This window comes from Streptomyces sp. NPDC101393, assembly GCF_044767385.1.
In the GTDB taxonomy this organism is placed as follows: domain Bacteria; phylum Actinomycetota; class Actinomycetes; order Streptomycetales; family Streptomycetaceae; genus Streptomyces.
The window spans coordinates 115,206-140,986 of record NZ_JBIWNU010000013.1 but is presented as its reverse complement, the minus strand read 5'-3'; the positions used below and the strand labels follow the sequence as shown (position 1 = coordinate 140,986).

At 71.5% G+C, this 25,781-nt stretch carries 26 protein-coding genes; 10 read left to right on the top strand and 16 right to left on the bottom strand.

The genetic code is table 11. The features are described 5' to 3' along the window. Positions 1–90: 90 nt before the first annotated feature. Positions 91–2,682 carry an FHA domain-containing protein gene (locus ACIRQ7_RS33660; RefSeq protein ID WP_404266351.1) on the bottom strand — a complete coding sequence of 864 codons (2,592 nt, stop codon included), beginning with the start codon at positions 2,680–2,682 and terminating at the stop codon, positions 91–93. A gap of 709 nt (positions 2,683–3,391) precedes the next feature. On the opposite strand from ACIRQ7_RS33660, the gene serB reads away from it, so the two are divergent. Then, entirely contained in the window at positions 3,392–4,639 is a 1,248-nt protein-coding gene (serB, locus tag ACIRQ7_RS33655) for a phosphoserine phosphatase SerB (protein ID WP_401479443.1), read from the top strand. Between the two features lie 156 nt (positions 4,640–4,795). Here serB and ACIRQ7_RS33650 read toward each other — a convergent pair whose 3' ends face one another. The 4 genes from ACIRQ7_RS33650 to ACIRQ7_RS33635 all read right to left on the bottom strand — a co-directional run bounded on the left by ACIRQ7_RS33650 (position 4,796) and on the right by ACIRQ7_RS33635 (position 7,278). Further along, a complete protein-coding gene (locus tag ACIRQ7_RS33650; protein ID WP_404266350.1) occupies positions 4,796–5,314 on the bottom strand; it encodes a SixA phosphatase family protein in 519 nt (172 codons plus the stop codon). A gap of 87 nt (positions 5,315–5,401) precedes the next feature. Further along, positions 5,402–5,614: a hypothetical protein gene (locus tag ACIRQ7_RS33645; RefSeq protein WP_404266349.1), complete on the bottom strand. Its 213-nt coding sequence runs from the start codon at positions 5,612–5,614 to the stop codon at positions 5,402–5,404. Between the two features lie 202 nt (positions 5,615–5,816). Then, positions 5,817–5,933, bottom strand: coding sequence for an SGM_5486 family transporter-associated protein (locus ACIRQ7_RS33640; RefSeq protein ID WP_401479452.1), 117 nt, complete (start codon positions 5,931–5,933; stop codon positions 5,817–5,819). A 16-nt stretch (positions 5,934–5,949) separates the two neighbouring features. Further along, complete coding sequence (locus ACIRQ7_RS33635; protein ID WP_404266348.1) at positions 5,950–7,278, bottom strand: CynX/NimT family MFS transporter; 1,329 nt, start codon at positions 7,276–7,278, stop codon at positions 5,950–5,952. Positions 7,279–7,411: 133 nt separating this feature from the next. Between ACIRQ7_RS33635 and ACIRQ7_RS33630 the strand changes: the two genes are divergently transcribed. Beyond that, positions 7,412–8,095, top strand: a complete 684-nt coding sequence (locus tag ACIRQ7_RS33630) for a FadR/GntR family transcriptional regulator (RefSeq protein ID WP_403676356.1) — start codon at positions 7,412–7,414, stop codon at positions 8,093–8,095. 111 nt (positions 8,096–8,206) lie between these two features. Here the strand turns inward: ACIRQ7_RS33630 and fabI are convergent, their stop codons facing one another. Continuing rightward, entirely contained in the window at positions 8,207–8,977 is a 771-nt protein-coding gene (fabI, locus tag ACIRQ7_RS33625; protein WP_404266347.1) for an enoyl-ACP reductase FabI, read from the bottom strand. 5 nt (positions 8,978–8,982) lie between these two features. Further along, positions 8,983–9,687 (bottom strand): 3-oxoacyl-[acyl-carrier-protein] reductase, encoded by a 705-nt coding sequence (gene fabG / locus ACIRQ7_RS33620; RefSeq protein ID WP_401479464.1) that lies wholly within the window; start codon positions 9,685–9,687, stop codon positions 8,983–8,985. Between the two features lie 262 nt (positions 9,688–9,949). Here fabG and ACIRQ7_RS33615 point away from each other — a divergent pair, with 262 nt between their 5' ends. From ACIRQ7_RS33615 to tyrS, 3 genes are all read left to right on the top strand, one after another. After that, positions 9,950–11,482 carry a TldD/PmbA family protein gene (locus ACIRQ7_RS33615; protein WP_404266346.1) on the top strand — a complete coding sequence of 511 codons (1,533 nt, stop codon included), beginning with the start codon at positions 9,950–9,952 and terminating at the stop codon, positions 11,480–11,482. Beyond that, positions 11,479–12,906 carry a metallopeptidase TldD-related protein gene (locus ACIRQ7_RS33610; protein ID WP_404266345.1) on the top strand — a complete coding sequence of 476 codons (1,428 nt, stop codon included), beginning with the start codon at positions 11,479–11,481 and terminating at the stop codon, positions 12,904–12,906. Before ACIRQ7_RS33615 ends, ACIRQ7_RS33610 begins: the two co-directional genes overlap by 4 nt. Before the next feature lie 127 nt (positions 12,907–13,033). Continuing rightward, positions 13,034–14,437: a tyrosine--tRNA ligase gene (gene tyrS / locus ACIRQ7_RS33605; RefSeq protein WP_404266344.1), complete on the top strand. Its 1,404-nt coding sequence runs from the start codon at positions 13,034–13,036 to the stop codon at positions 14,435–14,437. Positions 14,438–14,499: 62 nt separating this feature from the next. On the opposite strand, the gene ACIRQ7_RS33600 is transcribed toward tyrS, so the two are convergent. Further along, a complete protein-coding gene (locus ACIRQ7_RS33600; protein ID WP_404266343.1) occupies positions 14,500–14,778 on the bottom strand; it encodes a GlsB/YeaQ/YmgE family stress response membrane protein in 279 nt (92 codons plus the stop codon). Positions 14,779–14,998: 220 nt separating this feature from the next. Between ACIRQ7_RS33600 and ACIRQ7_RS33595 the strand changes: the two genes are divergently transcribed. Both ACIRQ7_RS33595 and ACIRQ7_RS33590 read left to right on the top strand, forming a co-directional pair. Beyond that, positions 14,999–15,373, top strand: a complete 375-nt coding sequence (locus ACIRQ7_RS33595) for a DUF3099 domain-containing protein (RefSeq protein ID WP_403676361.1) — start codon at positions 14,999–15,001, stop codon at positions 15,371–15,373. Between the two features lie 199 nt (positions 15,374–15,572). Continuing rightward, entirely contained in the window at positions 15,573–15,818 is a 246-nt protein-coding gene (locus tag ACIRQ7_RS33590; protein ID WP_401479481.1) for a hypothetical protein, read from the top strand. Between the two features lie 40 nt (positions 15,819–15,858). Here the strand turns inward: ACIRQ7_RS33590 and moaA are convergent, their stop codons facing one another. From moaA to ACIRQ7_RS33575, 3 genes are all read right to left on the bottom strand, one after another. Next, entirely contained in the window at positions 15,859–16,848 is a 990-nt protein-coding gene (gene moaA, locus ACIRQ7_RS33585) for a GTP 3',8-cyclase MoaA (protein ID WP_404266342.1), read from the bottom strand. Between the two features lie 172 nt (positions 16,849–17,020). Further along, positions 17,021–18,661, bottom strand: a complete 1,641-nt coding sequence (locus ACIRQ7_RS33580) for a cation acetate symporter (RefSeq protein WP_401479487.1) — start codon at positions 18,659–18,661, stop codon at positions 17,021–17,023. After that, positions 18,658–19,002, bottom strand: coding sequence for a DUF485 domain-containing protein (locus ACIRQ7_RS33575; protein ID WP_404266341.1), 345 nt, complete (start codon positions 19,000–19,002; stop codon positions 18,658–18,660). The genes ACIRQ7_RS33580 and ACIRQ7_RS33575 overlap by 4 nt, the downstream gene beginning before the upstream one ends. 188 nt (positions 19,003–19,190) lie before the next feature. Here ACIRQ7_RS33575 and ACIRQ7_RS33570 point away from each other — a divergent pair, with 188 nt between their 5' ends. Together ACIRQ7_RS33570 and ACIRQ7_RS33565 are read left to right on the top strand one after the other, a co-directional pair. Next, on the top strand, positions 19,191–19,394 hold the full coding sequence (locus ACIRQ7_RS33570) for a hypothetical protein (protein WP_401479493.1): 204 nt from the start codon (positions 19,191–19,193) through the stop codon (positions 19,392–19,394). A gap of 188 nt (positions 19,395–19,582) precedes the next feature. After that, entirely contained in the window at positions 19,583–21,097 is a 1,515-nt protein-coding gene (locus ACIRQ7_RS33565; RefSeq protein ID WP_404266340.1) for a S8 family serine peptidase, read from the top strand. A 72-nt stretch (positions 21,098–21,169) separates the two neighbouring features. On the opposite strand, the gene ACIRQ7_RS33560 is transcribed toward ACIRQ7_RS33565, so the two are convergent. The 5 genes from ACIRQ7_RS33560 to ACIRQ7_RS33540 are packed head-to-tail and all read right to left on the bottom strand — an operon-like array spanning position 21,170 to position 24,479. Next, positions 21,170–21,763 carry a TIGR03086 family metal-binding protein gene (locus ACIRQ7_RS33560; RefSeq protein ID WP_404266339.1) on the bottom strand — a complete coding sequence of 198 codons (594 nt, stop codon included), beginning with the start codon at positions 21,761–21,763 and terminating at the stop codon, positions 21,170–21,172. Beyond that, a complete protein-coding gene (locus ACIRQ7_RS33555; protein ID WP_404266338.1) occupies positions 21,754–22,083 on the bottom strand; it encodes a hypothetical protein in 330 nt (109 codons plus the stop codon). The genes ACIRQ7_RS33560 and ACIRQ7_RS33555 overlap by 10 nt, the downstream gene beginning before the upstream one ends. Then, positions 22,071–22,739, bottom strand: a complete 669-nt coding sequence (locus tag ACIRQ7_RS33550) for a MerR family transcriptional regulator (protein ID WP_404266337.1) — start codon at positions 22,737–22,739, stop codon at positions 22,071–22,073. Before ACIRQ7_RS33550 ends, ACIRQ7_RS33555 begins: the two co-directional genes overlap by 13 nt. A 34-nt stretch (positions 22,740–22,773) precedes the next feature. Further along, positions 22,774–23,508, bottom strand: a complete 735-nt coding sequence (locus ACIRQ7_RS33545; RefSeq protein WP_404266336.1) for a lysoplasmalogenase — start codon at positions 23,506–23,508, stop codon at positions 22,774–22,776. Next, positions 23,505–24,479: a sterol desaturase family protein gene (locus ACIRQ7_RS33540; protein WP_404266335.1), complete on the bottom strand. Its 975-nt coding sequence runs from the start codon at positions 24,477–24,479 to the stop codon at positions 23,505–23,507. The genes ACIRQ7_RS33545 and ACIRQ7_RS33540 overlap by 4 nt, the downstream gene beginning before the upstream one ends. A 255-nt stretch (positions 24,480–24,734) precedes the next feature. Here ACIRQ7_RS33540 and ACIRQ7_RS33535 point away from each other — a divergent pair, with 255 nt between their 5' ends. After that, complete coding sequence (locus ACIRQ7_RS33535) at positions 24,735–25,772, top strand: DEDDh family exonuclease (RefSeq protein ID WP_401479506.1); 1,038 nt, start codon at positions 24,735–24,737, stop codon at positions 25,770–25,772. Positions 25,773–25,781 lie beyond the last annotated feature (9 nt).

Below are 25,781 nucleotides of genomic sequence, written 5' to 3'. Positions count from 1 at the left end.
ACGCGGCCTTCCGCCGCACGCACCACCGCCGAGGGGCGGCACCCGGTGTCGGGTGCCGCCCCTCGGCGGTGGTGCGCGGTGCGGCACGCGCTACTTGCGCATGACCTCCGGCTCGTGGCGGCGCAGCAGCCGCGCGACGACGAAGGCGAGCGCGACACCGAGACCGATCAGGATGATCATGTCCATGATGTAGACGCCGGTCTGGTGCTTCCACAGCGGGTCCGGATTGCCCGGCTCCCACGGCAGCAGCGTGTTCATGTCGGCGGTCGCGCCCATCGCGCCGACGGCCCAGCGCGACGGCATCAGCCAGGCGAACTGCGCGACGCCCACGGTGTCGAACAGCTGGAAGAGCACGCCGGTGAAGACGACCTGGACGATGGCGAACATGACCAGCAGCGGCATGGTCTTCTCAGCCGTCTTGACCAGCGCGGAGATGATCAGGCCGAACATCATCGATGTGAAGCCCAGCGCGATGATCGCCAGTGCCATCTCGACGGCCGGCAGGTTCTCCAGCACCAGGCCCTCGTCGGGCATCGGGCGGGTCCAGAAGCCAATGACCGCGATGATCACGCCCTGGAAGGCCGTGACGAGCCCCAGCACGATCACCTTGGACATCAGATACGCCGACCGCGACAGGCCGGTGGCCCGTTCGCGTTCGTAGATGACCCGCTCCTTGATCAACTCACGGACGGAGTTGGCCGCTCCGGAGAAGCACATGCCGACCGCGAGGATCAGCATGATCGTGCTGGCGTCGCGGTTGGTGCGGCCCTTCGCCACCGGGCCGTATCCGAGGCCGAAGTCGCTGGGGATCAGAATCGAGACCACGCCCAGCACCGCGGGCAGGATCACCATCAGCCCCAGGAAACCGCGGTCGGAGGCGAGCACCGAGACATAGCGCCGCATCAGGGTCCACAGCTGCGAGCCCCAGCTCTGCGACTTCTGCATCCGGGCCGGCGGCGGCTGGATCTCCACCGACTGCGGCGCGACGGCGTCGATGTCCGCGGCGTACATCTGGTAGTGCGGGGACCCGCGCCAGCGGCCCATCCAGTCGTAGTCACGGTAGTTCTCGAAGGCCGAGAAGACGTCCGCCCAGGTGTCGTACTGGAAGAAGTTGAGCGCCTCCTCGGGCGGGCCGAAGTAGGCCACGCCGCCGCCCGGCGCCATCACCAGCAGCTTGTCGCAGATGCCGAGTTCGGCGACGGAGTGGGTGACGACCAGGACGGTGCGGCCGTCGTCGGCGAGGCCGCGCAGCAGCTGCATGACGTCGCGGTCCATGCCCGGGTCGAGGCCGGAGGTCGGCTCGTCCAGGAAGATCAGCGACGGCTTGGTCAGCAGCTCCAGGGCCACCGACACACGCTTGCGCTGGCCACCGGAGAGCGAGGTGACCTTCTTGGTCTTGTGGATGTCGAGCTTGAGCTCGCGCAGCACCTCGTCGATACGCGCCTGGCGCTCGGACTCCGCTGTGTCACCGGGGAAGCGGAGCTTGGCGGCGTAGTTGAGGGCCTTCGCGACGGTCAGTTCCTTGTGCAGGATGTCGTCCTGCGGGACCAGTCCGATGCGCTGGCGCAGCTCGGCGAACTGCTTGTAGAGATTCCGGTTGTCGTAGAGGACATCGCCCTGGTTGGCGGGGCGGTAGCCGGTCAGTGCCTTGAGCAGCGTCGACTTACCGGATCCGGACGGGCCGATGACGGCGATCAGCGACTTCTCCGGGACACCGAAGGAGACGTCCTTGAGGATCTGCTTGCCGCCGTCGACGGTGACCGTGAGGTGGCGGGCCGAGAAGGAGACGTCGCCGGTGTCGACGAACTCCTCCAGCCGGTCGCCGACCAGCCGGAAGGTGGAGTGGCCGACGCCGATGATGTCGTTCGGCCCGATCAGCGCCTTACCGGACTTGGTGACCGGCTGGCCGTTGACGTAGGTGCCGTTGTGGCTGCCCAGGTCGCGGATCTCGAAGCGGCCGTCGGGGGTGGCCCGGAATTCCGCGTGGAGGCGGGAGACCTGGAGGTCGGAGACGACGAGTTCGTTCTCCAGCGCACGGCCGATGCGCATCACCCGGCCCGCGTCGAGCTGGTGGAACGTGGTCGGGCTGCGGTCGCCGTGCGCCTGCGGCACCGGGGCGCCCGCCTTCTGCGCGGGCCGCTCGTGGGGCGCCATGCCCTGCGCAGGAGGCTGCTGGGCCTGCTGAGGGGGGATGTACGGCGGCTGCTGCCCCTGCGGCGGGGCCTGCCAGCCCTGCTGGGCCGGCGGCTGCTGCACGGGCGGCTGCCCGGCCGGCGGCTGGAACGCGGGCGGCTGCTGCGCGGGCGGCGCCTGCCAGCCCTGCGCGGCCTGCTGCTGCGGCGCCATCGCGGGCCGCGCGCTGTAGGCGTCCTGCCCCGCGCCGGCCGACAGGCTCACCCGGGGACCGTCGGTGGCATTGCCCAGGTGCACGGTCGCGCCGGGGCCGATCTCCATCTGCTGGATCCGCCGGCCCTGGACGTACGTGCCGTTGGTGCTGCCGTGGTCTTCGATGATCCAGCTGTGGCCGGCCCACCGCACGGTGGCGTGCCGCCAGGAAACCCTGGCGTCGTCGAGCACCATGTCGCCCTGCGGATCACGGCCCACGTTGTAGGACCGGGACGGGTCGAGCGTCCAGGTCCTTCCGTTCAATTCGAGTACGAGTTCAGGCACTCCATGCCCCATTACATAGTCCCCCGAGTGACGCCCTGTATGGGAATCCAGGGATGGCGAACATCGCTAGAACTATTTCAGGCTCGGCCCCCCGACCGGAAACCGGGACAGGCGCGGGGCACCGAGCGCTCTTGTCGACACCCGCCAAACACCCCGGAGAGCAGAGAAGCACCCACGGATGGGGACGTATCGCTCGATGCCTGACGTTCCCGGCAACCCGGTGTCATCCACACAGCCGTACGGCCCACGGCGGATGCCGCGCAGGTCCGGCGGGGCGAGCGGGCGGCGCCCACCGGGTCGGCGATGAGCTGCGCCTTTCCCGCGCTGCGGGGCGCGGAGGGGCCGCCGTGCGGGCCCGGAGCGGCCCGGCCCGCCGGGTGTCCGGGCCGGCCGGCGCGGCGCGCGGCCCCTGCCGCGGCGCCGCCGGCCCCACGGCCCGCAGGCGGCGCCCGGACGACGGTCGGAGCGCCGCCCGCGGCCTTCCGCCGGAGACCGGCCCGGGACCCGAACTCCGCGCCTCAGCAGGGTCGTTGGACGCGAGATGGCCGCGTGGGGCGACGGCCGGGCCGAGCCGGACACGAGTCGGTAACGATCGGAGGTGGACGTCCCCGGCGCGGGCACCTGGGGGCGGCCCCGCGAGGGAGCGGACGAGGGAACGCGCCGGTCCGAACCACGGACACCTGTACGGGCCGCTCCGCCGGGCGGTTACCGTAAGAGCACCATGAGCGCATCGCAGATCCCGCCTGCCACCGCCGTACCGGGCGATGACGTACCGACCCTTCTCGTCAAGATCTTCGGGAAGGACCGGCCCGGCATCACCGCAGGTCTCTTCGACACCCTCGCCGCCTACTCCGTCGATGTCGTGGACATCGAACAGGTGGTGACCCGGGGACGCATCGTGCTGTGCGCGCTGGTCACCGCCCCCTCCGCCGCACAGGGCTCGACCGGGTCGTCGGAGGGCGACCTGCGGGCCACCGTGCACAGCTGGGCCGAGTCGCTGCACCTCCAGACGGAGATCATTTCCGGCCGGGGCGACAACCGTCCGCGCGGCACCGGCCGCTCCCATGTCACGGTGCTCGGCCACCCGCTCACCGCGGAGTCGACCGCCGCCATCACCGCCGCCATAACGTCCACCGGCGGCAACATCGACCGTATTTTCCGGCTCGCCAAGTATCCGGTGACCGCCGTCGAGTTCGCGGTCTCCGGCGCGGCCACCGACGTACTGCGCTCGGCGCTGGCCCCCGAGGCGGCGGAACTCGGCGTGGACATCGCGGTGGTCGCGGCCGGACTGCAGCGCAGGGCGCAGCGGCTGGTCGTGATGGACGTCGACTCGACGCTCATCCAGGACGAGGTCATCGAGCTGTTCGCGGCGCACGCCGGCTGCGAGGCCGAGGTCGCCGAGGTGACCGCCGCCGCGATGCGCGGCGAGCTGGACTTCGAGCAGTCGCTGCACGCCCGGGTCGCACTGCTGGGCGGCCTGGACGCCTCCGTCGTGGAGGCCGTACGCAAGGAGGTGCGGCTCACCCCCGGGGCCCGGACCCTCGTGCGGACCCTCAAGCGGCTCGGCTATCAAGTCGGCGTCGTATCGGGCGGGTTCACCCAGGTCACCGACGCGCTCCAGGAGGAGCTGGGGCTGGACTTCGCCTCCGCCAACACCCTGGAGATCGTGGACGGCAAGCTCACCGGGCGGGTCACCGGCGACATCGTGGACCGGGCCGGCAAGGCGCGCCTGCTGCGCCGCTTCGCGCAGCAGGCCGGGGTCCCGCTCGACCAGACCGTGGCGATCGGCGACGGCGCCAACGACCTCGACATGCTCAACGCGGCAGGGCTCGGGGTGGCGTTCAACGCCAAGCCGGTGGTGCGCGAGGCGGCGCACACCGCGGTGAATGTGCCCTTCCTGGACACCGTGCTGTATCTGCTGGGCATCACCCGCGAAGAGGTCGAGGCCGCGGACACCCACGTCGGCTGAGGAGCCGGCCGAGCGCACCGCCCCGCAGGAAGCGGGGGCGGACGGACAGGAGAAGGGCCCCGGTGTGCACCGGGGCCCTTCTGTCGTCTCCGGGGTGGCGGGTCCGCGGCCGGAGCCCGCGTCAGCGGCTGTGGCTGTGGCTGTGGGGCCGGCGGCTCATTCGTGCGGCGGGAGGTAGGCGACGAGCCGGCCGGCGCCGTGCTCGACGGACTTCCAGGAGCCGTTGAACTCGATCACGGCCAGCGTCGCGGTCGGGAATCCGGCGCGGTTCATCCGCGGCAGCAGATCGCCCTCCGCCTCGCCCGCGAGCGCGTCGGCGAGGGCGTGCATTCCCGGGTTGTGCCCGATCACCAGCAGGTCGTGCACCTCGTCGGAGGTCTCGTTCAGCAGGGCGATGAGCTCGCCGAGCGAGGCTTCGTAGAGCCGCTCTTCATAAACGGTCCTGGGCCGGTGCGCAAGCTCGGAGACGAAGAGCTTCCAGGTCTCGCGGGTGCGGGTGGCGGTCGAGCACAGGGTCAGATCGGGGGTGATCCCGGCTCCGGCCAGCCGGCGGCCTGCGGCGGAGGCGTCCAGACGGCCGCGGTCGGCGAGCGGACGCTCATGGTCGCTGTTCTGCGACCATTCGGCCTTTGCGTGTCGGAGAAGGACAATCCGGCGGGTGGTGTCGGCGCTCATGCGTCCCAGCTTCGCACGAAAGGCGGCACGGGGCGCGGGGTGTTGGAGGGCTCCCCTCTGCCGGGTGACAGCGGGGCGCGAGCGCTGTCAGGCACCTGTGCGGACGATTCCGGCGAGGAATTCCAGCAGCGGGGCCAGGCTGTGCGGAGGGCTCGCGGCACTCGCCCCGGACGGGCTCGCCACGAGCGTCAGCAGGACGACGAAGCACGCCACGGGAAGGGCCAGCGCCCACCAGGGCAGCCGCCTGCGCAGGCGGATCCCGCCGGCGGAGGCTTTCGGCCCGGAGGGAGGCGGGGACACGGCGGACACGGTGATCGCCTCCGTGGCGGATCGAAGGGGTGCGCGGCCGGGGTCGGCGGTGCGCCACCGCGCGGTGCGGTGTACTTCGAAGCTACGGACCACCGGCGGGCTTTCCCACCCGGGAAACCACCCACTTACCCCTGACCCTGGCCCCCTAGGGGACGGGGGGCTCTCCCCACCCCGGGCCGGTCAGGGCGCACGGTCAGGGTGCGGCGATACTCGCGATGACCGCGATGACGACGGTCACCGCGAGCATGGCGCCCAGGACGAGGAGGAACTTCTTCTGTCCGCCCTGCGGATTCGGTTCGAGCACTGGCATGGGCCCAGTCTCGCACTCAGGTCTCGTCCTCGATACGGCGGTCCCGGCCTGCCAGCACCCCCACCGCGATCTGCGGCACCATGAGCCCGGCCATCAGCGCGATGGGCAGCCCCCAGCCACCGCTGTGCTGGTAGAGGGTGCCCACGAGCAGCGGCCCCGGGATCGAGATCAGATAACCGACGCACTGCGCGAAGGCCGAGAGCTTGACGACGCCCGCGGAGCTGGACGACCGCATCCCGATCATCGTCAGGGCCAGCGGGAAGGCGCAGTTCGAGATGCCCATCAGCAGCGCCCAGGCCCAGGCGCCGGCGGCCGGTGCCAGCCACAGCCCGGCGTAGCCGGACAGGCCGCAGACCCCGAGCACCACGACCAGCGGTCCCTGGTGCCGCATCCGGGAGGCCAGCCGCGGCAGCACGAAGGAGAGCGGCACGCCCATCGCCATCGTGACGGCGAGCAGCACGCCCGCGGTACCGGCGGAGACTCCCGCGTCGCGGAAGATCTGCGGCATCCAGCCCATCGTGATGTACGCGGCGGTGGCCTGCAGCCCGAAGAAGACGGCCAGCGCCCAGGCGGTCGGTGACGAGGTGATCCGTACGGGGGGTTCCGCCGAGGTCGCGGCGCCGCCCGCGGACACGCCCACGCCGGGCATCCGCTGCCGTACGACGGCGAGCCAGGGCAGTACGGCGACGACGGCGAGGGCCGCCCAGACGGCCAGGCCGAGCCGCCAACTGCCGCCCAGCGCCGAGGTCATGGGGACGGTGAGCGCGGCGGCGAGCGAGGTGCCCAGCGCCAGCGCCATGGAATACAGGCCGGTCATCGAGCCGACCCGGTCGGGGAACCAGCTCTTGATGACGACCGGCATCAGGACATTGCTGACCGCGATGCCGGCCAGCGCGAGCGCGCTGGCCGCGAGGAAGCCGCCGGTGCCGCCCGCGAAGGGCCGTACCGCGACGCCCACGGCGATCGCGGCCATACCGGAGCAGACGATCGCGCCGGGGCCGAAGCGCCTGGCCAGCCGGGGCGCGGCGATGCCGAAGGCGGCGAAGCACAGGGCGGGCACGGAGGTCAGCAGGCCGGCGACGGTACCGCTCATGCCGAGGCCGTCGCGCACCTCCTCCAGGAGCGCGCCGAGGCTGGTGATGGCGGGGCGGAGGTTGAGTGCGGCGAGGACGAGACCGGCGATCACGAGCCGCGGCAGCCACCGGGCGACGGGCCCGGTGGGCGCGGTGGCGGCCGGGGGTGCCTGCTCGGGGGCCGGCTGCCCGAAATCGTCGGCCGAGCGGTTCGTGGGGGTCTTCCGGGGCCCGGCCGCGGGGCCGAGGGTCGCGAGGTCTTCGTCTGCCATAGGACTCATCATAGAATCATGGGATGAATGCCTGTCCACTCGTTGCCGCTAGCCTCGGGCGTCCCGGGCGGCACCACGGGCCGCAAGGCATCCCCGCCACCGCCCGTCCGCCCCACGACTCCGGAGCGCCGCAATGCCCCTGACCTCGCCCCGCCGGTCCGCGCTGGCAGACCAGGTGATCGCGCAGCTGCGCGCCCAGATCACATCCGGCGAGTGGCCCGTGGGGTCGCGTATCCCGACCGAGCCGGAGCTCGTCGAACAGCTCGGGGTGGCCCGCAACACCGTCCGCGAGGCGGTCCGGGCGCTCGCCCACAACGGCCTGCTCGACATCCGGCAGGGCTCGGGCACCTACGTCGTCGCCACCAGCGAACTGGCCGGCGTGATGAACCGCCGCTTCGCCGACGCCGACCCCGGCCACGTCGCCGAGCTGCGCAGCGCCCTGGAGGCGGAGGCGGCCCGGCTCGCCGCGCGCCGTCGCACCCCGCAGGACCTGCGGCAGATCGACGCGTTGCTGGAGCGGCGGGAGAGCGCCTGGGAGTCCGGTGCGGCGGAGAACTTCGTGGAGGCGGACGCGACCTTGCACATGGCGATCGTGGCGGCCTCGCACAACGACGTGCTGGCCGAGATCTACGCCGACCTGGGCGGTGTGCTGCGTGACTTCCTGCGGGCCGATGTCGGCTCGGTGCTCCGGCCGGAGGCACATATGGACCATGCCCGCCTGGTGGAGGCGATCCGGGCCGGCGACGGCGAGCTGGCCGCCACCGAGGCGAGCGCGCACCCCTTCGGCTGCCGGCTCACCGTCCTGCGGCGCGGCTGACCCGGGGCCGCCCGCCCCGCGACCGCGTACGGGGCCTTCCCCCTACGCGTACTGCCCGCCCCGGCGGACCGGGACGGGCAGTACGGATGCTTGGCGCAGAGGCTGCGGGCGTCAGGCGCCCATCATGTGCACGCCGCCGTCGACGTGCACGATCTCGCCGGTGGTGCGCGGGAAGAAGTCGGACAGCATGCCGACGACGCCGCGGCCGGCCGGCTCCGGGTCGGCCAGGTCCCAGCCGATCGGGGCGCGGTGGTTCCACACGTCCGCCAGCTCCTCGAAGCCGGGGATGGACTTGGCGGCCATCGACTTGATGGGGCCGGCCGAGACCAGGTTGCAGCGGATGTTCTTCGCGCCGAGGTCACGCGCCAGGTAGCGGTTGGTGCTCTCCAGCGCCGCCTTGGCCACGCCCATCCAGTCGTACTTGGGCCAGGCGATCTGCGCGTCGAAGGTGAGGCCGACGACCGCGCCGCCGTGCTCCATCAGCGGCAGGCAGGCCATGGTCAGCGACTTGTAGGAGTACGCCGAGACCTGCACCGCGGTGCCCACGTCCGACCACTGGGCCTCCAGGAAGTTGAAGGCGCCCTGCGGGCCGAAGGCGATGGAGTGCACGATGCCGTCGATGCGGGCATCCTCGCCCTGGTGCTCGCGGATCTTGTCGGCGAGCCCGTCCAGCTGCTCCTGGTTGGTGACGTCCAGCTCGATCACCGGGGCCGGCTTGGGCAGCCGCTTGGCGATCCGCTCGACGAGCGAGAGCCGGCCGAAGCCGGTGAGGATGACCTCGGCGCCCTCGTTCTGGGCGACCTTGGCCGCCTGGAACGCGATGGACGACTCGGTCAGAACACCCGTGACCAGGATGCGCTTGCCTGCAAGGATTCCACTCATGCTGATCAGTGACCCATGCCCAATCCGCCGTCGACAGGAATGACGGCTCCAGTGATGTACGCGGCCTCGTCGGAGGCCAGGAAGCGGACCGAGGCGGCGATCTCCTCGGGCTGCGCGTAGCGCGCGAGCGGAACCTGCTTCTCGATGTTGGCGCGCTGCTCGTCGGTGAGCGCACGCGTCATGTCGGTGTCGACGAAGCCGGGGGCGACGACGTTGACGGTGATGTTACGGCTGCCCAGTTCGCGGGCGAGCGAGCGGGCGAAGCCCACCAGACCGGCCTTGGAGGCCGCGTAGTTCGCCTGGCCGGCGGAGCCCAGCAGGCCGACCACCGAGGAGATCAGCACGATCCGTCCCTTACGGGCCCGCAGCATCGCGCGGTTGGCGCGCTTGACCACCCGGAAGGTGCCGGTGAGGTTGGTCTCGACGACCGAGGTGAAGTCCTCCTCGGACATCCGCATCAGCAACTGGTCGCGGGTGACGCCGGCGTTGGCCACCAGCACCTCGACCGCGCCCTGCTTCTCCTCGATCTCCTTGTATGCCTGCTCGACCTGCTCGCTGTCCGTGATGTCGCACTTCACGGCCAAGAACCCCTTGGGGGGTTCGCCCGAGCGGTAGGTGATGGCGACCTTGTCGCCTGCCTCGGCGAAGGCGTGGGCAATGGCGAGGCCAATGCCGCGGTTGCCTCCAGTGACCAGAACCGAGCGGCTCAAGAGATCACCCTTTCCGTTTCCTGTCCGTCTTACTGCGTTCGCTACGAAACTATCGGTCGGCGGGCCCGGAAGGGGAATCGAGCCCGGACAGGGCCGCGCGGCGCGGACTGTCGGGTCCCCACAGAATGCCACCGGGCAGCCCCTCCTCGGCGCCGCCCCGCCCCGTTGCCGGTGGCCGACACACAGCGCCCGCCGGCAGGTGCGGTCTGGGCCGATGGCGCGCCGCAGGGCATGATGCAGGCGCCTACTACGGGAGGACGCCGTGCCCGCTTCACCCCATGACGTTGACGAGACCTTCCTGGCGCTGCCGCTGCGCGCGCTGGCCGACGCCGCGCTGGCGCGGGCCCGCGCACTGGGCGCCGAGCACGCCGATTTCCGCCTGGAGCGGGTGCGCAGCGCGTCCTGGCGGCTGCGGGACGCCCGCACGTCCGGGACCTCGGACCGCACCGACCTCGGATACGCGGTCCGGGTGGTGCACGGCGGGGCCTGGGGGTTCGCCGCCGGGGTGGACCTGACGATGGACGCGGCGGCGCGGGTGGCCGCGCAGGCGGTGGCGATGGCCAAGCTTTCGGCCAGGGTCATCGAGGCCGCCGGGTCCCGGGAGCGGGTGGAGCTGGCCGCGGAGCCCGCGCATCCGGACCGCACCTGGGTCTCGTCGTACGAGATCAACCCCTTCTCGGTGCCGGCCGGCGAGAAGACCGGGCTGCTGGCGGAGTGGAGCGAGCGGCTGATGGCGGCGCCGGGCGTGGCGCATGCGGATGCGTCGCTGCTGACCGTCCAGGAGAACAAGTTCTACGCGGACACCGCGGGCACCGGCACGACCCAGCAGCGGGTACGGCTGCATCCGCAGCTGACGGCGGTCGCGGTGGACCCCTCCAGCGGCGAGTTCGACTCGATGCGCACCCTCGCCCCGCCCGTCGGCCGCGGCTGGGAGTACCTCACCGGCGACACCTACGACTGGGACGGCGAGCTGGCCCGGATCCCGGAGCACCTCGCCGAGAAGATGCGCGCGCCGAGCGTCGAGTCCGGTGCGTACGACCTGGTGGTGGACCCGTCCAACCTGTGGCTGACGATCCATGAATCGATCGGGCACGCCACCGAGCTGGACCGGGCGCTGGGCTACGAAGCGGCGTACGCGGGCACCTCGTTCGCCACCTTCGACCGGCTCGGGAAGCTCGCGTACGGCTCCGGGCTCATGAACGTGACCGGCGACCGGACCGCCGAGCACGGTCTCGCGACGATCGGCTACGACGACGAGGGAGTGGCCGCGCAGTCCTGGGACCTGATCAAGGACGGCACCCTGGTCGGCTACCAACTCGACCGCCGCATCGCGAAGTTGACGGGCTACGAGCGCTCCAACGGCTGCGCCTACGCGGACTCCCCCGGCCATGTGCCGGTCCAGCGGATGGCCAACGTCTCGCTGCAGCCGGCTGCCGGCGGGCCGTCCACCGAGGACCTCATCTCGGGTGTGCGGCGCGGCATTTACGTGGTCGGCGACCGCTCCTGGTCGATCGACATGCAGCGCTACAACTTCCAGTTCACCGGCCAGCGGTTCTTCCGGATCGAGAACGGGCGGCTGGCCGGGCAGCTGCGCGATGTCGCCTACCAGGCGACCACCACCGACTTCTGGGGTTCGATGACCGCGGTCGGCGGCCCGCAGACCTATGTCCTGGGCGGCGCCTTCAACTGCGGCAAGGCCCAGCCGGGCCAGATCGCGGCCGTCTCGCACGGCTGCCCCTCCGCCCTCTTCGAGAACGTCAACATCCTGAACACCACCCAGGAGGCCGGCCAATGAGCCCTCGCAGCAGCAGGCCGCACGAGATCGTCGAGCGGGCCCTGGAGCTCTCCCGGGCCGACGGCTGCGTGGTCATCGCCGATGAGGAGTCGAGCGCCAATCTGCGCTGGGCGGGCAACGCCCTCACCACCAACGGCGTCACCCGCGGCCGGACACTGACCGTCGTCGCGACCGTGGACGGCGGGCAGGGCACCGCGTCCGGCGTGGTCTCGCGGTCCGCGGTCACCGCCGACGAGCTGGAGGGGCTGGTGCGGGCCGCGGAGGCCGCCGCGCGGAGCGCCGGCCCGGCCGAGGACGCCCAGCCGCTGGTCGGTGGCGTGGCGGCGTCCGCCGACTTCACCGACGCGCCCGCCGAGACCTCCTCCGACGTCTTCGCGGCGTTCGCGCCGGCGCTCGGCGAGTCCTTCCGGCAGGCCGGTGCGGGCGGCCGCGAGCTGTACGGCTTCGCCCACCACGGGGTCGTCTCGTCCTACCTGGGCACCTCGGCCGGACTGCGGCTGCGGCACGACCAGCCCACCGGGACGCTGGAGCTGAACGCCAAGTCCCCGGACCGCAGCCGCTCCGCATGGGCGGGCCGGGCGACACGCGACTTCACCGATGTCGACCCGCGGGAGCTGGATGCCGAGCTGGCCCGGCGGCTGGGCTGGGCCGAGCGGCGGATCGAGCTGCCCGCCGGGCGGTACGAGACCCTGCTGCCCCCGACCGCCGTCGCCGACCTGCTGATCTACCAGCTGTGGTCGTCCGCGGCCCGGGACGCCGCCGAGGGCCGTACGGTCTTCTCCAAGGCGGGCGGAGACGACGGCGCACCGGCCGGCGTGCGCACCCGGCTGGGCGAGAAGCTCTCCGAGCTGCCGCTGACACTGCGCAGCGACCCGCAGGCGGCCGGGCTGGAGTGCGCGCCGTTCGTGCTGGCCCACGCCTCCGGCGACGACGCGTCCGTCTTCGACAACGGACTGCCGCTGACCGCCACCGACTGGGTGCGCGAGGGAGTGCTCAACCGGCTGCTGACGACCCGGCACAGCGCCGCGCTGACCGGGCTGCCGCTGGCGCCCGCGATCGACAACCTCCTGCTGGAGGCGGGGGGTTCGCGCTCGCTGGACGAGATGGTGGCGGCGAGCGGCCACGACGGGCCGGCGCTGCTGCTGACCTGCCTGTGGTACATCCGCGAGGTCGATCCGGCGACGCTGCTGCTGACCGGGCTGACCCGGGACGGCGTCTACCTGGTCGAGCGCGGCGAGGTGGTCGGCGAGGTCAACAACTTCCGCTTCAACGAGTCCCCGGTGGACCTGCTGTCGCGGGCGGTGGAGGCCGGCCGTACGGAGCGGACCCTGCCGCGCGAGTGGAGCGACTACTTCACACGGGCCGCGATGCCGGCCCTGCGGGTGCCGGACTTCCACATGAGTTCGGTCAGCCAGGGGGTGTGACGGGGCGGGCCGAAAGCGCCCCGCACCCGGGCCCACGCGCGAAAACCCGTGCGTGGGCCCGTCCGCTCTGGCAATAGACTGTGCGCTTGTCCTCCCGATTCCAGAACACCGATCGATCAGGAACGCCATGACACGCCTCGGCGAATCCGTCGCCCGCGCCACGACCCTGCTCTCCACCGACCTCTCCGCGGACGCCACGGTCCAGGAGCTGCTCAAGGAGACGGGCGCCCGGCGCTATCTCGACCTGACGGACCTGCCCGCCAAGGAGCAGGCCGAGCTGATCGCCTCCCGTACGGTCGAGGTCCTGCCCGGCGTGGACAAGCTGGCCGAGCGGATCGAGGAGCGCCGGGCCGCGGGCCGCGGTCTGCACATCAAGCTGGGCATCGACCCGACGGCGACCGATGTGCACCTGGGGCATGCGGTGCCGCTGATCGTGCTGAGCCGGTTCCAGCGGCTGGGCCACGACGTCACGCTGATCATCGGTGACTTCACCGCCAAGATCGGCGACCCGTCGGGCCGTACGGCCGAGCGCCCGCCGCTCACCGACGAGGACATCGCCCGGAATCTGGCCAGCTACCGCGAACAGGTGCGCCCCTTCTTCGACTTCGAGAAGGTCAGCTTCCGGCAGAACAGCGAGTGGCTGGCGCCGTACACCTTCCCCGAGCTGCTCTCGCTGCTCTCCCAGGTGTCCGCCTCGCAGCTGCTGCAGCGCGAGGACTTCCGCAACCGCCTGGAGCACGGCTCCGGTCTGACGATGACGGAGCTGCTCTACCCCGTCGCGCAGGGCCTGGACTCGGTGGCCCTGGAGTGCGATGTGGAGCTGGGCGGCTCGGACCAGCTGCTCAACCTCCAGATGGGCCGCAAGCTGATGGAGCTGCGCGGCCAGCAGCCGCAGCTGGCCGTGACCATGCCGCTGATCGAGGGCACGGACGGCACCGGCGCCAAGATGTCCAAGTCCAAGGGCAACTACGTCGGGCTGACCGCTCCCGCCGACGACGTCTTCGGCAAGATCATGTCGGTTCCCGACCGGCTGATGGAGCCGTACCTCAAGGCGTGGACGGAGTGGACCGACGAGGAGATCGCCCTCGTCCTGGCGCGGGTCGCCGACCGGTCGCTGCACCCGATGGACCTCAAGAAGGTGCTGGCCGGGGAGGTCGTGGCGGCGCTGTACGGGCTGGACGCGGCGATGGCCGCGCGAGCCGGGTTCGTCGCCCAGTTCTCCAAGAAGTCGTTCGGCGACGTCGAGTCGCTGCCGGTCGTCGATGTCGCCGCACACGGCGCGGAGACGGTGGCCGCGGTGCTGACGAAGGTGCTGGAGTTCACGCCCAGCGCCTCGGCCGCCCGGCGGCTGGCCAAGCAGAACGCGCTGCGCCTGGTGGTGGAGGGCGAGGACGGCCAGCAGACGGTGGTGCTGGCCGAGGGTGATGCGGTGCGGCCACTGGCCGAGGTGCTCGACGAGAAGCTGGTGGGGAAGCCGGGGGCCGTGTACCTCAAGGCCGGCCGCAAGCTCGCCCATCTCGAGGGCCGCTGACCCGCACACCCAAAGGCGGCCGGTGCGCGGAGCGCGCACCGGCCGCCTTCGTGTGCCGGAGGTCAGGTGGCCTGTCTCTTCCTGCCGCGCATCGCCGTCCACAGGCGGTCGCCGATGGCGACGATGACGATCGCGCCGCCCAGCTGGAACGCATGCCGGATCCAGTCGATGCCCTTGGTGTCATTGACCCCGATGCCGGTGGCCAGCCAGTTGCCGAGGAGGCTGCCCAGCATGCCGAAGATCACGGTCAGCCAGAGCGGGATCTGCTGCTTGCCCGGGATGATCGCCTTCGCGATCAGACCCAGGACCAGGCCCAGGATGACGGCCCACAACCAACTCATGTCGCCTCCTCGTGCTGCGCGGTGCAGGTAACCGTGCTCCGCCAGTGTCACTCCGCATCACCTACGTCGCACGCCGGAGCTGCGGGTACCTCCGCTGTCCCGCACGACCTGGCTCTTCGGTGGCACGACCCGGTCTCGAAGGCGGCGCAGCCGCGGCGTACCGTGGGATCTGCCCGGAAAGCGGGGAGAATCCGGCACGACGACCAGGTGGTGGAACGTGATGCGGAAGCAGAGCAGCACCGAGGCCTTCCGGATCACGGGGGCTCGCCAGGGGCTGTCCGAGGACGTGCGCGGCCGGCAGCGGCGCTATGTGATCTCGATGCTGGTGCGGACGGTGGCGGTGGTGCTCACCGCGGTGCTGTGGAACGTCGAGCGGCCCATTGCCATTGCGACGCTGGTGCTGGGCATCGGGCTGCCCTATGTGGCGGTCGTCATCGCCAACGCGGGCCGGGAGAACGTCCCTTCGCTGCCGTCGACGTTCGTGCGGGCACCGACCCGGCCGATGCTGCCACCGGGTGGCGAGAGCGCTCCTGCACAACCCTCGCGGGAGTCCGCGGCGGCCGACGGGGCACAGCCGCGGCGCGATCCGAGCTGACCATCAACCGGTCTGCAAAGCTCAAGAAAAGCTCAGATCAATCATGTGGTTCCGGTGCACCCGGGCACATCCCCCGTGACATACTGCGTACGCGCTCCGCATCCCCCGTCGGAGCGATGGACCGACGCCGGGCGGCTCCCCCCGTGGCTGCCCGGCGTCGCCATGTCCGGGCCCGGATGCGGGACGTAGGGTTGAGGCCGTGAACTCCCCGAATCTCCCGAACTCCGCCGAGAGCGCCGTCATCTGCTCGGCCAAGGGCTGCCGCGCGGCAGCGGTGTACGTCCTCGCCTGGAACAACCCGAAGCTGCACACTCCGGACCGGCGCAAGACCTGGCTGGCCTGCGAGGAGCACCGGGAACACCTCTCGCACTTCCTGAACCTGCGCGGCTTCCTCAAGGACGTGGTGACCCTGGAGGAGTGGGAGGCCTCGGGCGCGGGACGCTGAGTCCCCGCAGACGCCCGGCAGACGCCCGGGGGCCCTCCCCCTAGCCGCCGATGGCGCTCATCGGGCGGTCGGGCTGGAGGAAGGTGGGGTCGTCCAGGCCGGAGCCGGCCTTCTTGCCCCACATCGCGAGCTTCCAGATGCGGGCGATCTCGGAATCCGGCGCGTCCGAGCGCAGGGCCGCGCGCAGGTCCGTCTCCTCGGTGGCGAACAGACAGGTGCGGACCTGGCCGTCGGCGGTGAGGCGGGTGCGGTCGCAGGCACGGCAGAACGGGCGGGTGACGGAGGCGATGACGCCCACGCGGTGCGGCCCGTCGTCGACGATCCAGCGCTCGGCGGGCGCGGCGCCGCGGGCGTCCTCTCCCTCGGGGGTCAGCGCGAAGCGGGTGCGCAGCGAGGTGAGGATGTCACCGGCGGTGATCATGCCGTCGCGCTTCCAGCCGTGCTGGGCGTCGAGCGGCATCTGTTCGATGAAGCGGAGTTCGTAGTCGTTCTCGACCGCCCAGGCGAGCAGGTCGGGGGCCTCGTCGTCATTGAGGCCGGGCATCAGGACGGTGTTGACCTTGACGGGGGTCAGGCCGGCGTCGCGGGCCGCCGCCAGGCCGCGGAGCACGTCCTCATGGCGCTTGCGGCGGGTCATCGTCCGGAAGACGTCCGGCCGCAGGGTGTCGAGGGAGACGTTGACGCGGTCCAGGCCGGCGTCGCGCAGGGCCGCGGCGGTGCGCTCCAGGCCGATGCCGTTGGTGGTCAGCGACATCTGGGGGCGGGGGGCCAGGGCGGCGACGCGCTCGACAAGGCCGACGAGGCCGGGGCGGAGCAGGGGTTCACCGCCGGTGAAGCGGACCTCTTCGATCCCGAGCTCGGTCACGGCGATGCGGATCAGCCGGACGATCTCGTCGTCGGTGAGCAGGTCGGGCTTGGCGAGCCACTGCAGTCCCTCTTCCGGCATGCAGTAGGTGCAGCGCAGGTTGCAGCGGTCGGTCAGCGAGACGCGCAGGTCGGTGGCCACGCGGCCGTAGGTGTCGATGAGCACTGGGCCCCCTCCCCGAGTTGGCAGATCCGGTCCGTTCGCTTTCGAGCCTACGCGATGGGTGTGACAGCGAGCAGGGCTCAGAAGCACGAGGTGGGCGGGGTGCCCTCGTAGATCTCTACGAGGGCACCCCGCCCGGGGACTGTGCGGATGGCTCGGCGCCGGTCCGGACGGGTCAGTGGGCGCCCGTTCCGGTGAGGGAGCGGACCTCCAGTTCGGCGTACTTCTTGACGTCCGGCTCTTCCTTGGAGAGCAGCGATCCCAGCCAGCCGAGCAGGAAGCCCAGCGGGATGGAGAACAGGCCCGGGTTCTCCAGCGGGAAGACGGCGAAGTCCACACCGGGGAACATCGAGGTCTCCTTGCCGGAGACGACCGGCGAGAAGAGGACGAGGAGGACCGAGGAGGCGAGGCCGCCGTAGATCGACCACAGGGCGCCCTGGGTGGTGAAGCGCTTCCAGAAGAGGCTGTAGAGGATCGTCGGGAGGTTGGCGGAGGCGGCGACCGCGAAGGCGAGCGCGACCAGGCCGGCGACGTTCAGACCGCGGGCGAAGACCCCCAGGACGATGGCGATGGAGCCGATGCCGACGGTCGCCCAGCGTGCCGAGCGGACCTCCGCCTTCTCGCTGGTCTCCTTGCCCTTGCGGATGACGTTGACGTAGATGTCGTGGGCGAAGGACGAGGACGAGGCCAGCGTGAGGCCGGCCACGACCGCGAGGATGGTGGCGAAGGCGACCGCGGAAATGACCGCGAGCAGCACCGCGCCTCCGGTCGATCCCGGGCCGCCGCCGATCACCTCGGCGAGCTGCGGGGCCGCGGTGTTGCCCGCCTTGTTGGCCGAGGTGATCTCGTCGGGCTTGATCAGCGCGGCGGCGCCGAAGCCGAGCGCGATGGTCATCAGGTAGAAGACGCCGATGATGCCGATCGCCCAGTTCACGGACTTACGGGCGGCCTTCGCCGTGGGGACCGTGTAGAAGCGGATGAGGATGTGCGGGAGTCCGGCGGTGCCCAGGACGAGGGCGATGCCCAGCGAGATGAAGTCGATCTTCGAGGTGGCGCTGACGCCGTACTTCAGGCCGGGCTCCAGGAAGGCCGCGCCCTTGCCGCTGTTCTCGGCGGCGGCGCCGAGCAGCGTCGAGATGTTGAAGTGGAACTTGAGCATCACCAGGAAGGTGATCAGCAGGGTGCCGGCGATCAGCAGCACCGCCTTGACCATCTGGACCCAGGTGGTGCCCTTCATCCCGCCGATGGTGACGTAAAGGATCATCACGACGCCGACGAGGACGACGACGAGGATCTTGCCGGCCTCGCTGGTGATACCGAGGAGCAGGGTGACCAGGGCGCCGGCGCCGGCCATCTGCGCCAGCAGGTAGAAGATCGACACGACGATGGTGGAGGTGCCGGCCGCGGTGCGCACCGGGCGCTGGCGCATCCGGTAGGCGAGGACGTCGCCCATCGTGAACCGGCCGGAGTTGCGCAGGGGTTCGGCCACCAGGAGCAGGGCGACGAGCCAGGCGACGAGGAAGCCGATGGAGTACAGGAAGCCGTCGTAGCCGAAGAGCGCGATGGCTCCGGCGATGCCGAGGAAGGACGCGGCGGACATGTAGTCGCCGGAGATGGCCAGGCCGTTCTGGAATCCGGTGAACTGCCGGCCGCCGGCGTAGAAGTCCTCGGCCCCCTTGGTCTGCCGGCCGGCCCACACCGTGATGGCGAGGGTGGCGACGACGAAGACGGCGAAGAGGGTGATGATCAGCGCGCGGTTCTCATTCGCGCCGCCCGCCGCGAGCTGGAGGGCCAGGGGCTGCTGCGTGAGGTTCATGCGTCGCCCTCCAGGCGGGACTTGATGGCCTCGGCCTTGGGGTCGAGCTTGGTGGCGGCGTGCCGGGAGTACCACCAGGCGATGAGGAAGGTGGTGGCGAACTGCCCGATGCCGAGCACGAAGGCGACATTGACGTTGCCGAACACCTTGGTGGCCATGAAGGCGCCCGCGTAGCTGGAGAGCAGCACGTACACCAGGTACCAGAGGATGAAGGCGATGGTGACCGGGAAGGCGAACGCGCGTTGGGTGTGGCGCAGTTCGGCGAATTCCGGGCTCGACTGCACCTCGATGAAGTCGGGCGGCTCGTGCGGCCCCGGGTCGGTGGGCGGTGCGGTGCTCACGGAATCTCCTGATACGTAGTGGCTGGTGGGAAGCCCGGCGATAAGGCGCGCGTAAGTGACGCGGATCACGCATGCTAGGCCCGTGACACGGGATGCGACAGGGGGGCGTTGGTTGAAATGCCGACGGAATCCGGCGGGGGGCGAAGGAATACGGCCGGCGGCCGCCACCGCCGGGGGCATGCTTCGTTGTGCCGGATGTGAATCCGCCGCTTCCGCAGGCCCCGCAGCCGCCCGGCCCCCACCGTCGCCCGTACGGCAGCGTTCGGCTGCCGGCCCCGGTCACCGCCGCCCCGGCGGCCGGCCGGCGGGCCGCGGCGGCCCCGCGCCGGTGGTACGGCCCCCTCGTCGCCCTGCCCCCGCTCAGCATCGGCACGCTGCGCCGCCAGGCCTGAGCCGCGCCCTCGCGGCGCTCCCCCGCACACCGGTCACCAGATGCTGACAGAGCATCAGTTTGCGATCCCTAAAGGGTTTTCTTCCCATTCCATTGCTGTACGTCGGTGATCGCCGATAACTTCACGTTCATGCATCCGCCCGTACGCAACCCGCGTGCGGGCGGTCTCACGGATGATGTGGAGTACCCATGGCACATCCCCGATCCAGACGGATGCGGGCGCTGGCCGTACCGCTCGGACTGGCTCTGACGGCATCCCTCGGCTTCCTCCCGAACGCGGCCACCGCCGCGTCCCAGGACGCCGCCCCGGCCGCCGCGGTATCGACCGACGGCCCGCTGCTCTCGTACGTCGTGAACACCACGCCGGGCCATGCCGCGGTCGGCAAGGTCAAGAAGGCGATAGCCAAGGCCGGAGGGAAGGTGATCACCGCCCATGAGCAGATAGGCGTGATCGTCGTCCATTCGGCCAACCCCGGTTTCGCCGAGTCCATCCGGACGGTGCGCGGCGTGCAGTCCGCCGGCGCGACCCGTACCGCGCCGCTCAAGGCGTCGGGCACCACCGACATCGGCAAGCCGCAGAAGGTCGAGCTGCCCAAGGCGCAGCTCAAGGCGGCCGGCGCGGCGGCGAAGGCGGAGGGCAAGGAGCCGCTGGAGCCCCTGCAGTGGGACATCCCCGCCATCAAGGCCGACAAGGCCGCGAAGGTGAACCCCGGCAGCAAGAAGGTCACCGTCGCCATCATCGACACCGGTGTGGACGACACCCACCCGGATCTGAAGGCGAACTTCTCGGCCAGGCAGTCCGCCAACTGCGTGGGCGGCGTGGCCAATACGGCCAAGGGGTCCTGGCGCCCCTACGACCCGGAGAACGACTACCACGGCACGCATGTCGCCGGCACGATCGCCGCGGCCCGCAACGGCGTCGGTGTGTCCGGAGTCGCCCCGGGCGTGAAGATCTCCGCCATCAAGGTCAGCGAGCCCGAGACGAGCCTGTTCTACGCCGAGAGCGTCGTGTGTGCCTTCGTCTTCGCGGCCGACCACGGCGTCGAGGTCACGAACAACAGCTACTACGTCGACCCGTGGATGTTCAACTGCAAGGATGACGCCGACCAGGCCGCCATCATCGACGCGGTCGGCCGGGCCGCGAAGTACGCCGAGCGCAAGGGCGCGGTCAACGTCGCCGCGGCCGGCAACTCCAGCCTCAACCTGGCGGCCGACAAGCTGGTCGACACCGGGAGCCCCAACGACTCCACCCCCGTCGAGCGCACCGTCGACCCGAAGACCTGCTGGGACGTTCCCACCCAGCTGCCGGGCACGGTGACCGTGGCGGCGACCGGTGTGCACAAGCTCAAGTCGTACTACTCGAACTACGGCCTGGGCACCGTCGACGTGGCGGCCCCGGGCGGCGACTCGAAGCAGGTCCCCGAGCTGCCCGCCAAGAACGGCAACATCCTCTCCACGATGCCGGGCGGTGACTGGGCCTACCTGGCCGGCACCTCGATGGCGTCCCCGCACGTCTCGGGCGTGGTGGCGCTGATCAAGAGCGCGCACCCGAAGTCCAGCCCCCAGGAGATCCAGTGGCTGCTCAAGCAGCAGGCGGACAACCCGGGCTGCCCCAAGGATGACGCCACCTGCACCGGCACGAAGCATGTCAACAGCCACTACGGCTACGGCATCATCGACGCGCTGGACGCGGTGAAGAAGTAGGCACGGCACCACCTTCAAAGGGCCGGGCGGGTCACCGCCCGGCCCTCTCGCGTACCCGGTGGCCGGCCCCGGTCAGCCCGGGTCGCGGCCCAGGTAGGCGGCGAGCCGGTCGGCGGCGCCCGCACCGGGCGGCACCGGGCGCTCGGGGCCGAACGAGCCGCCCTCGGTACGCGGGACGGCGCCGTGGATCCGGTGTGCCGCGGCCAGGGTCTCCTCGGCGACCTCCGGCGCCAGGTCCGTCGGCGCACCGATGGCGCGTGCCAGATCCCCTCCGTGCGCGAGGAGTTCGACGACGACCTGCTGGACGATCATCGCTCCGGGCGCGGCGTACGGCCCATAGGTGCGGTGCAGCATCCCGCTGTCCCTGAACGCGGCGTGCGCCTGTCGCACGGAGTCCTCGAAGGCGGCGATGTGGTCGGCGCCGAGATGGTCGCCGGTGTGGTCGGTGCGCGGGGCGTCCTCGGCGATCGATGCGGCCATCAGGTTCTCCCACACCATGTGGTCGAGCAGCTCGCGCACCCGCCAGCCGCCGCACGGGGCCGGCAGCGACAGGTCCTTGGGCCGCACGGCGGCGACCAGCGCGCCGAGCGCGCCGGTGACCCGCTCGTACGCGTACAGCACACGGGCCGGGTCGGTGGCGTCGAAGACGGTGCGGTTCAGGTCCATGGGCCGCGCGTGCGCGCGCAGTGCGGCCGCGGTCCAGTTGCCGGCGATGTCCCAACGGGGCGGGGCGGGGCGGGCCGCCCGGTGATCGTGCAGAGCAGCTGCCAGTAGCGCTCCACGGCCGGTTCCGCGCCGGTCTCCAGCTGTACCAGCAGGCGGGCGCGGGCCGCCGGGCCGTCCTCGGTGGGCGGGTCCGTGGCGGCCGCCTGGGTGGGGATCCAGGCGACGATCAGCTCGGCGACGAGCGGTTCGGCGGCCGGGGAGTCCGGGGCGATGCCGGACGCGGCGGCCGCCTCGCCCCGCTCGCGCATCAGCTCGGCCACCCGTAGCAGGGCCGCCCCCTGGCCGGCGTCCGGCTCCCCCGCCGGTGCGCTGCGGGCGCTGAACTCGGCGAGCCGGCGCAGCGCGGCCGACAGCTCGGGGTCGCGGGCCATGTCGGCCAACTCGATCCAGGCGCCGACCTGTTCGGGGGTGGGTCGTCGGGCAGGTCGGGGGTGGCGGCCGGCAGGCCGCTGCGGTAGGCGGGCGCGTGCACCCCGTCGAGCGCTTCGTCGATGAAGTCCGCGACGATCCGGCGGCGTTCCCGGGTCGACAGGCGGGCCAGTTCGCTCATGTGCACCAGCTCCTGCGCCGCGGTGCCCCGTGCGGCCGCCGACCGCAGCACCGCGCGCGGCAACCGGAGGGTGCGGATCTGCGCGTCGAGCGCGTCCGCCCAGTGTGCCGCCGTCTCGGCGACGCCGCGTTCGCGCTGCAGGACGGCGCGGATCGCCGCCAGTCCGACGCCCAGTTGGCGCAGGCTGCGCACGATTTCCAGGCGGGCCGGGGCGTCCGGGCCGTACAGCCGGTAGCCCGCGGGGGTGCGGGCGGCGGGCGGCAGCAGGCCGCGGTCCGACCACGAGCGGAGCGTCTTGACCGGGACGCCGGCCGGGCGCGCCAGTTCGCCGATGGTGAGCAGGTCCCTGCTGTCGTCCTCGTTCATGCCCTCCACTGTCGGGTCTCCCACGGGGGGAGACTCAAGCAGGCGCGGGGGCCGGTGCGGGCGCGGGGGCCGTTTCGGTGCGGGTGGCGGCCCTGCGCAGCCCGTCGGCCAGGGCGTACTGGCCGGCGATATAGGTGAGCATGATCCAGAACTGCGGGGCGGGGAGCTGCGGCCAGTGGGCGATGCCGGTGGCGATCAAGGTGTCGGAGAGCAGGAAGAGCAGTCCGCCGAGAGCGGCACGCCCTCCCGCCCGCAGTGTGCCGAAGGCCATCGCGGTCAGCAGCAGGCTGTAGCCGGCCACCGGGATCCGCAGCTCGTCCGGCAGGTCCGGCCACAGCAGCGCGACGGTGGCCGCCCAGGCGATCGCGTACGCCCCGCCGGCCGCCCTGATCCGGCTCCGCCGTCCGTCGGCGGGCGTCCTGTGGCGGGCGGACAGCAGCAGGTAGCAGACGTGTCCGGCGGCGAACGAGCCCATGCCCAGGAGGAAGAGGGTGTCGCCGCCGATCTGGAGGAGGGTGTCGCCGCCGCAGCCGAACAGCAGCGCGACGGCCAGCAGCGGCGGTCCGCCGCGCAGCAGGACGTGCGCGGCGAGCAGCGGCATCAGGGCGGGCTTGGTGAGGTGGACGACGGTGTCCGCGACGGCCCCGGCGCCGCCACCGGTGCCCGCGGCCGCGACGGTCAGCAGGCCGGCGAGGTGGACGGCGGCGGTGACGGCGAAGAGGGCGAGCAGGACGCGTGCGGCGCGTGCCCGGGACCTCGGTGGGGTCATGTGGCACTCTCCCCGACGGCACTCCGCTGGGTGTTTCCCGTCATCCCGGCGGCCGGGACGGTCGCCGAACCTGCGGGTATTTCCCCGGACTTGGCGTCCGTGGGCGGCGCGGTGACGTCGGCCTGCGGCACCTGCGCGGCTCCCGCGGGCTGCCAGCCCGGTCCGCCGAAGATCCGCCCGGCGCGCTCGCGCCAGCTGTCGGCGTTGCGGACGTCGCGGGCGATGGCGGCGTATTCATGGGTGGCCACCCGCACCGGGTTGAAGGTCTCGATGTTCTTGGTGAGGCCGTAGACGGGGCGCTCGGTCTCCGGCGCGAACGAGCCGAACATCCGGTCCCAGATGATCAGGATCCCGCCGTAGTTGCGGTCCAGGTAGCCGCCCTGCGAGGCGTGGTGCACGCGGTGGTGGGAGGGCGTGTTGAGGACGAACTCGAAGGGGCGCGGCAGCTTGCCGATCCGCTCGGTGTGCACCCAGAACTGGTAGACGAGGTTCGCCCCGGAGCAGAAGGCGATGGCCGCCGGATGCACCCCGAGGGCGATCATCGGGACGTAGAACGGCCAGACGGTCCAGGTCGTCCACGGCTGCCGCAGGGCGGTGGTGAGGTTGAACTTCTTGCTGGAGTGGTGGACCACGTGGCAGGCCCACAGCAGACGGATGACGTGGTGCCCGCGGTGCGACCAGTAGTAGAAGAAGTCCTGCGCGAGCAGCATCAGCAGCAGGGTCCACCACAGCACGGGGACGCGCAGCGGCGTGAGTTCGTAGACCGCGGCGTAGATCGCCACGATCGGTATCTTCCACAGCGCGTCGAAGGCGAGGCTGCCGAGCCCCATGCCGACGCTGGTGGCCGCGTCCTTGGCTTCATAGCCCTCGGAGTCGTCGTCGGGGTGCAGGCGATAACTCACCATTTCCACCACGGCGAGCAGGACGAAGGCGGGTACGGACCACAACAGGACATCGGGCAGGTGCGGCATGTCCCGCACCATAGAGGCGGTGACGGGCCTGCCGCTAGAGGTTGTTACCGAGAAGTATGTAAGACGCTCCGTCAGTTGCGACGGGGCGCGACCCCAGGGGCGACGCGCGGACGGCAGGGCGGGATCCGAAACCGGCGAACAGGACATGAAGGGACATCATGGGCGCCGGGGGTGAGTTGACGGGGTGCGCCGGACCGCCGGCGCGGGTGACGGCGGTTCGGTGGCTGTCAGTGTCGGCCCGTATCCTCATTGACCATGCTCGAAGACCGCATGGCAGCAGCCCACTCGATCGCGCCGAAGATCGGGCAGCAGCCGGGCCCGCAGACACCGCCGGCTCCCTGGCCGACCGCATATCCGCAGGGATACGCCGTGGTCGACGTCGAGACCACCGGCCTGGCCCGCGACGACCGGATCATCTCCGCGGCCGTGTACCAACTCGACGCGCAGGGCGAGGTCCAGGACCACTGGTACACCCTCGTCAACCCGCAGCGGGATCCCGGTCCGGTCTGGATCCACGGCCTCACGAGCGACGTGCTGGCCGACGCCCCGCTGTTCCCGGAGATCGTCCCCGAGCTGTCCAAGCGCCTGGAGGACCGGGTGCTGGTCGCGCACAACGCGATGTTCGACTGGTCGATGATCGCCCGCGAGTACGCCCGCGCGGCGGCCACCGCCCCGGTACGCCAGCGGCTGTGCACGATCGCGCTCTCCAAGGAGCTGCGACTGCCGCTGCCCAACCACAAGCTGGAGTCGCTCGCCGCGCACTACGGCGTCGTGCAGGAACGCGCCCACCACGCCCTGGACGACGCCCGGGTGCTCGCCGAGGCGTTCCGCCCCAGCCTCCACCGCGCCGCGCGCGAGGAGGTGCGGCTGCCACTGCTGAGCTGCCAGCCGCTGACGGAGTGGTCGGACACCCCCGCGCCCCGGCAGCACCCCTCCGCCCCGTCGTACCGCCCCACCTCCTGGCGGCCCGCCCGCAAGCGCCCCGCCTGCCCGTATCCCAACCCGGGGCGCTATGTCACCGGCGGCCGGCTCGTCCAGGGGATGCGGGTCGCCTTCTCGGGGGACACCTCCGTGGACCGCGAGCTGCTGGAGGACCGCGCGACCGAGGCCGGGCTGCATGTCGCGACGAGCATGTCCCGGCTGACCAGCCTGCTGGTGACCAACGATCCGGACGCGCAGACCTCCAAGACCGCCAAGGCCGCGTCGTTCGGCACGGTCGTGATCGACGAGGCCGCGTTCATGCAGCTGCTGCGGGATGTCGAGCCCGCGGGCGGGGCGCCTGCGTCCGGGTGAAGCCGGGCC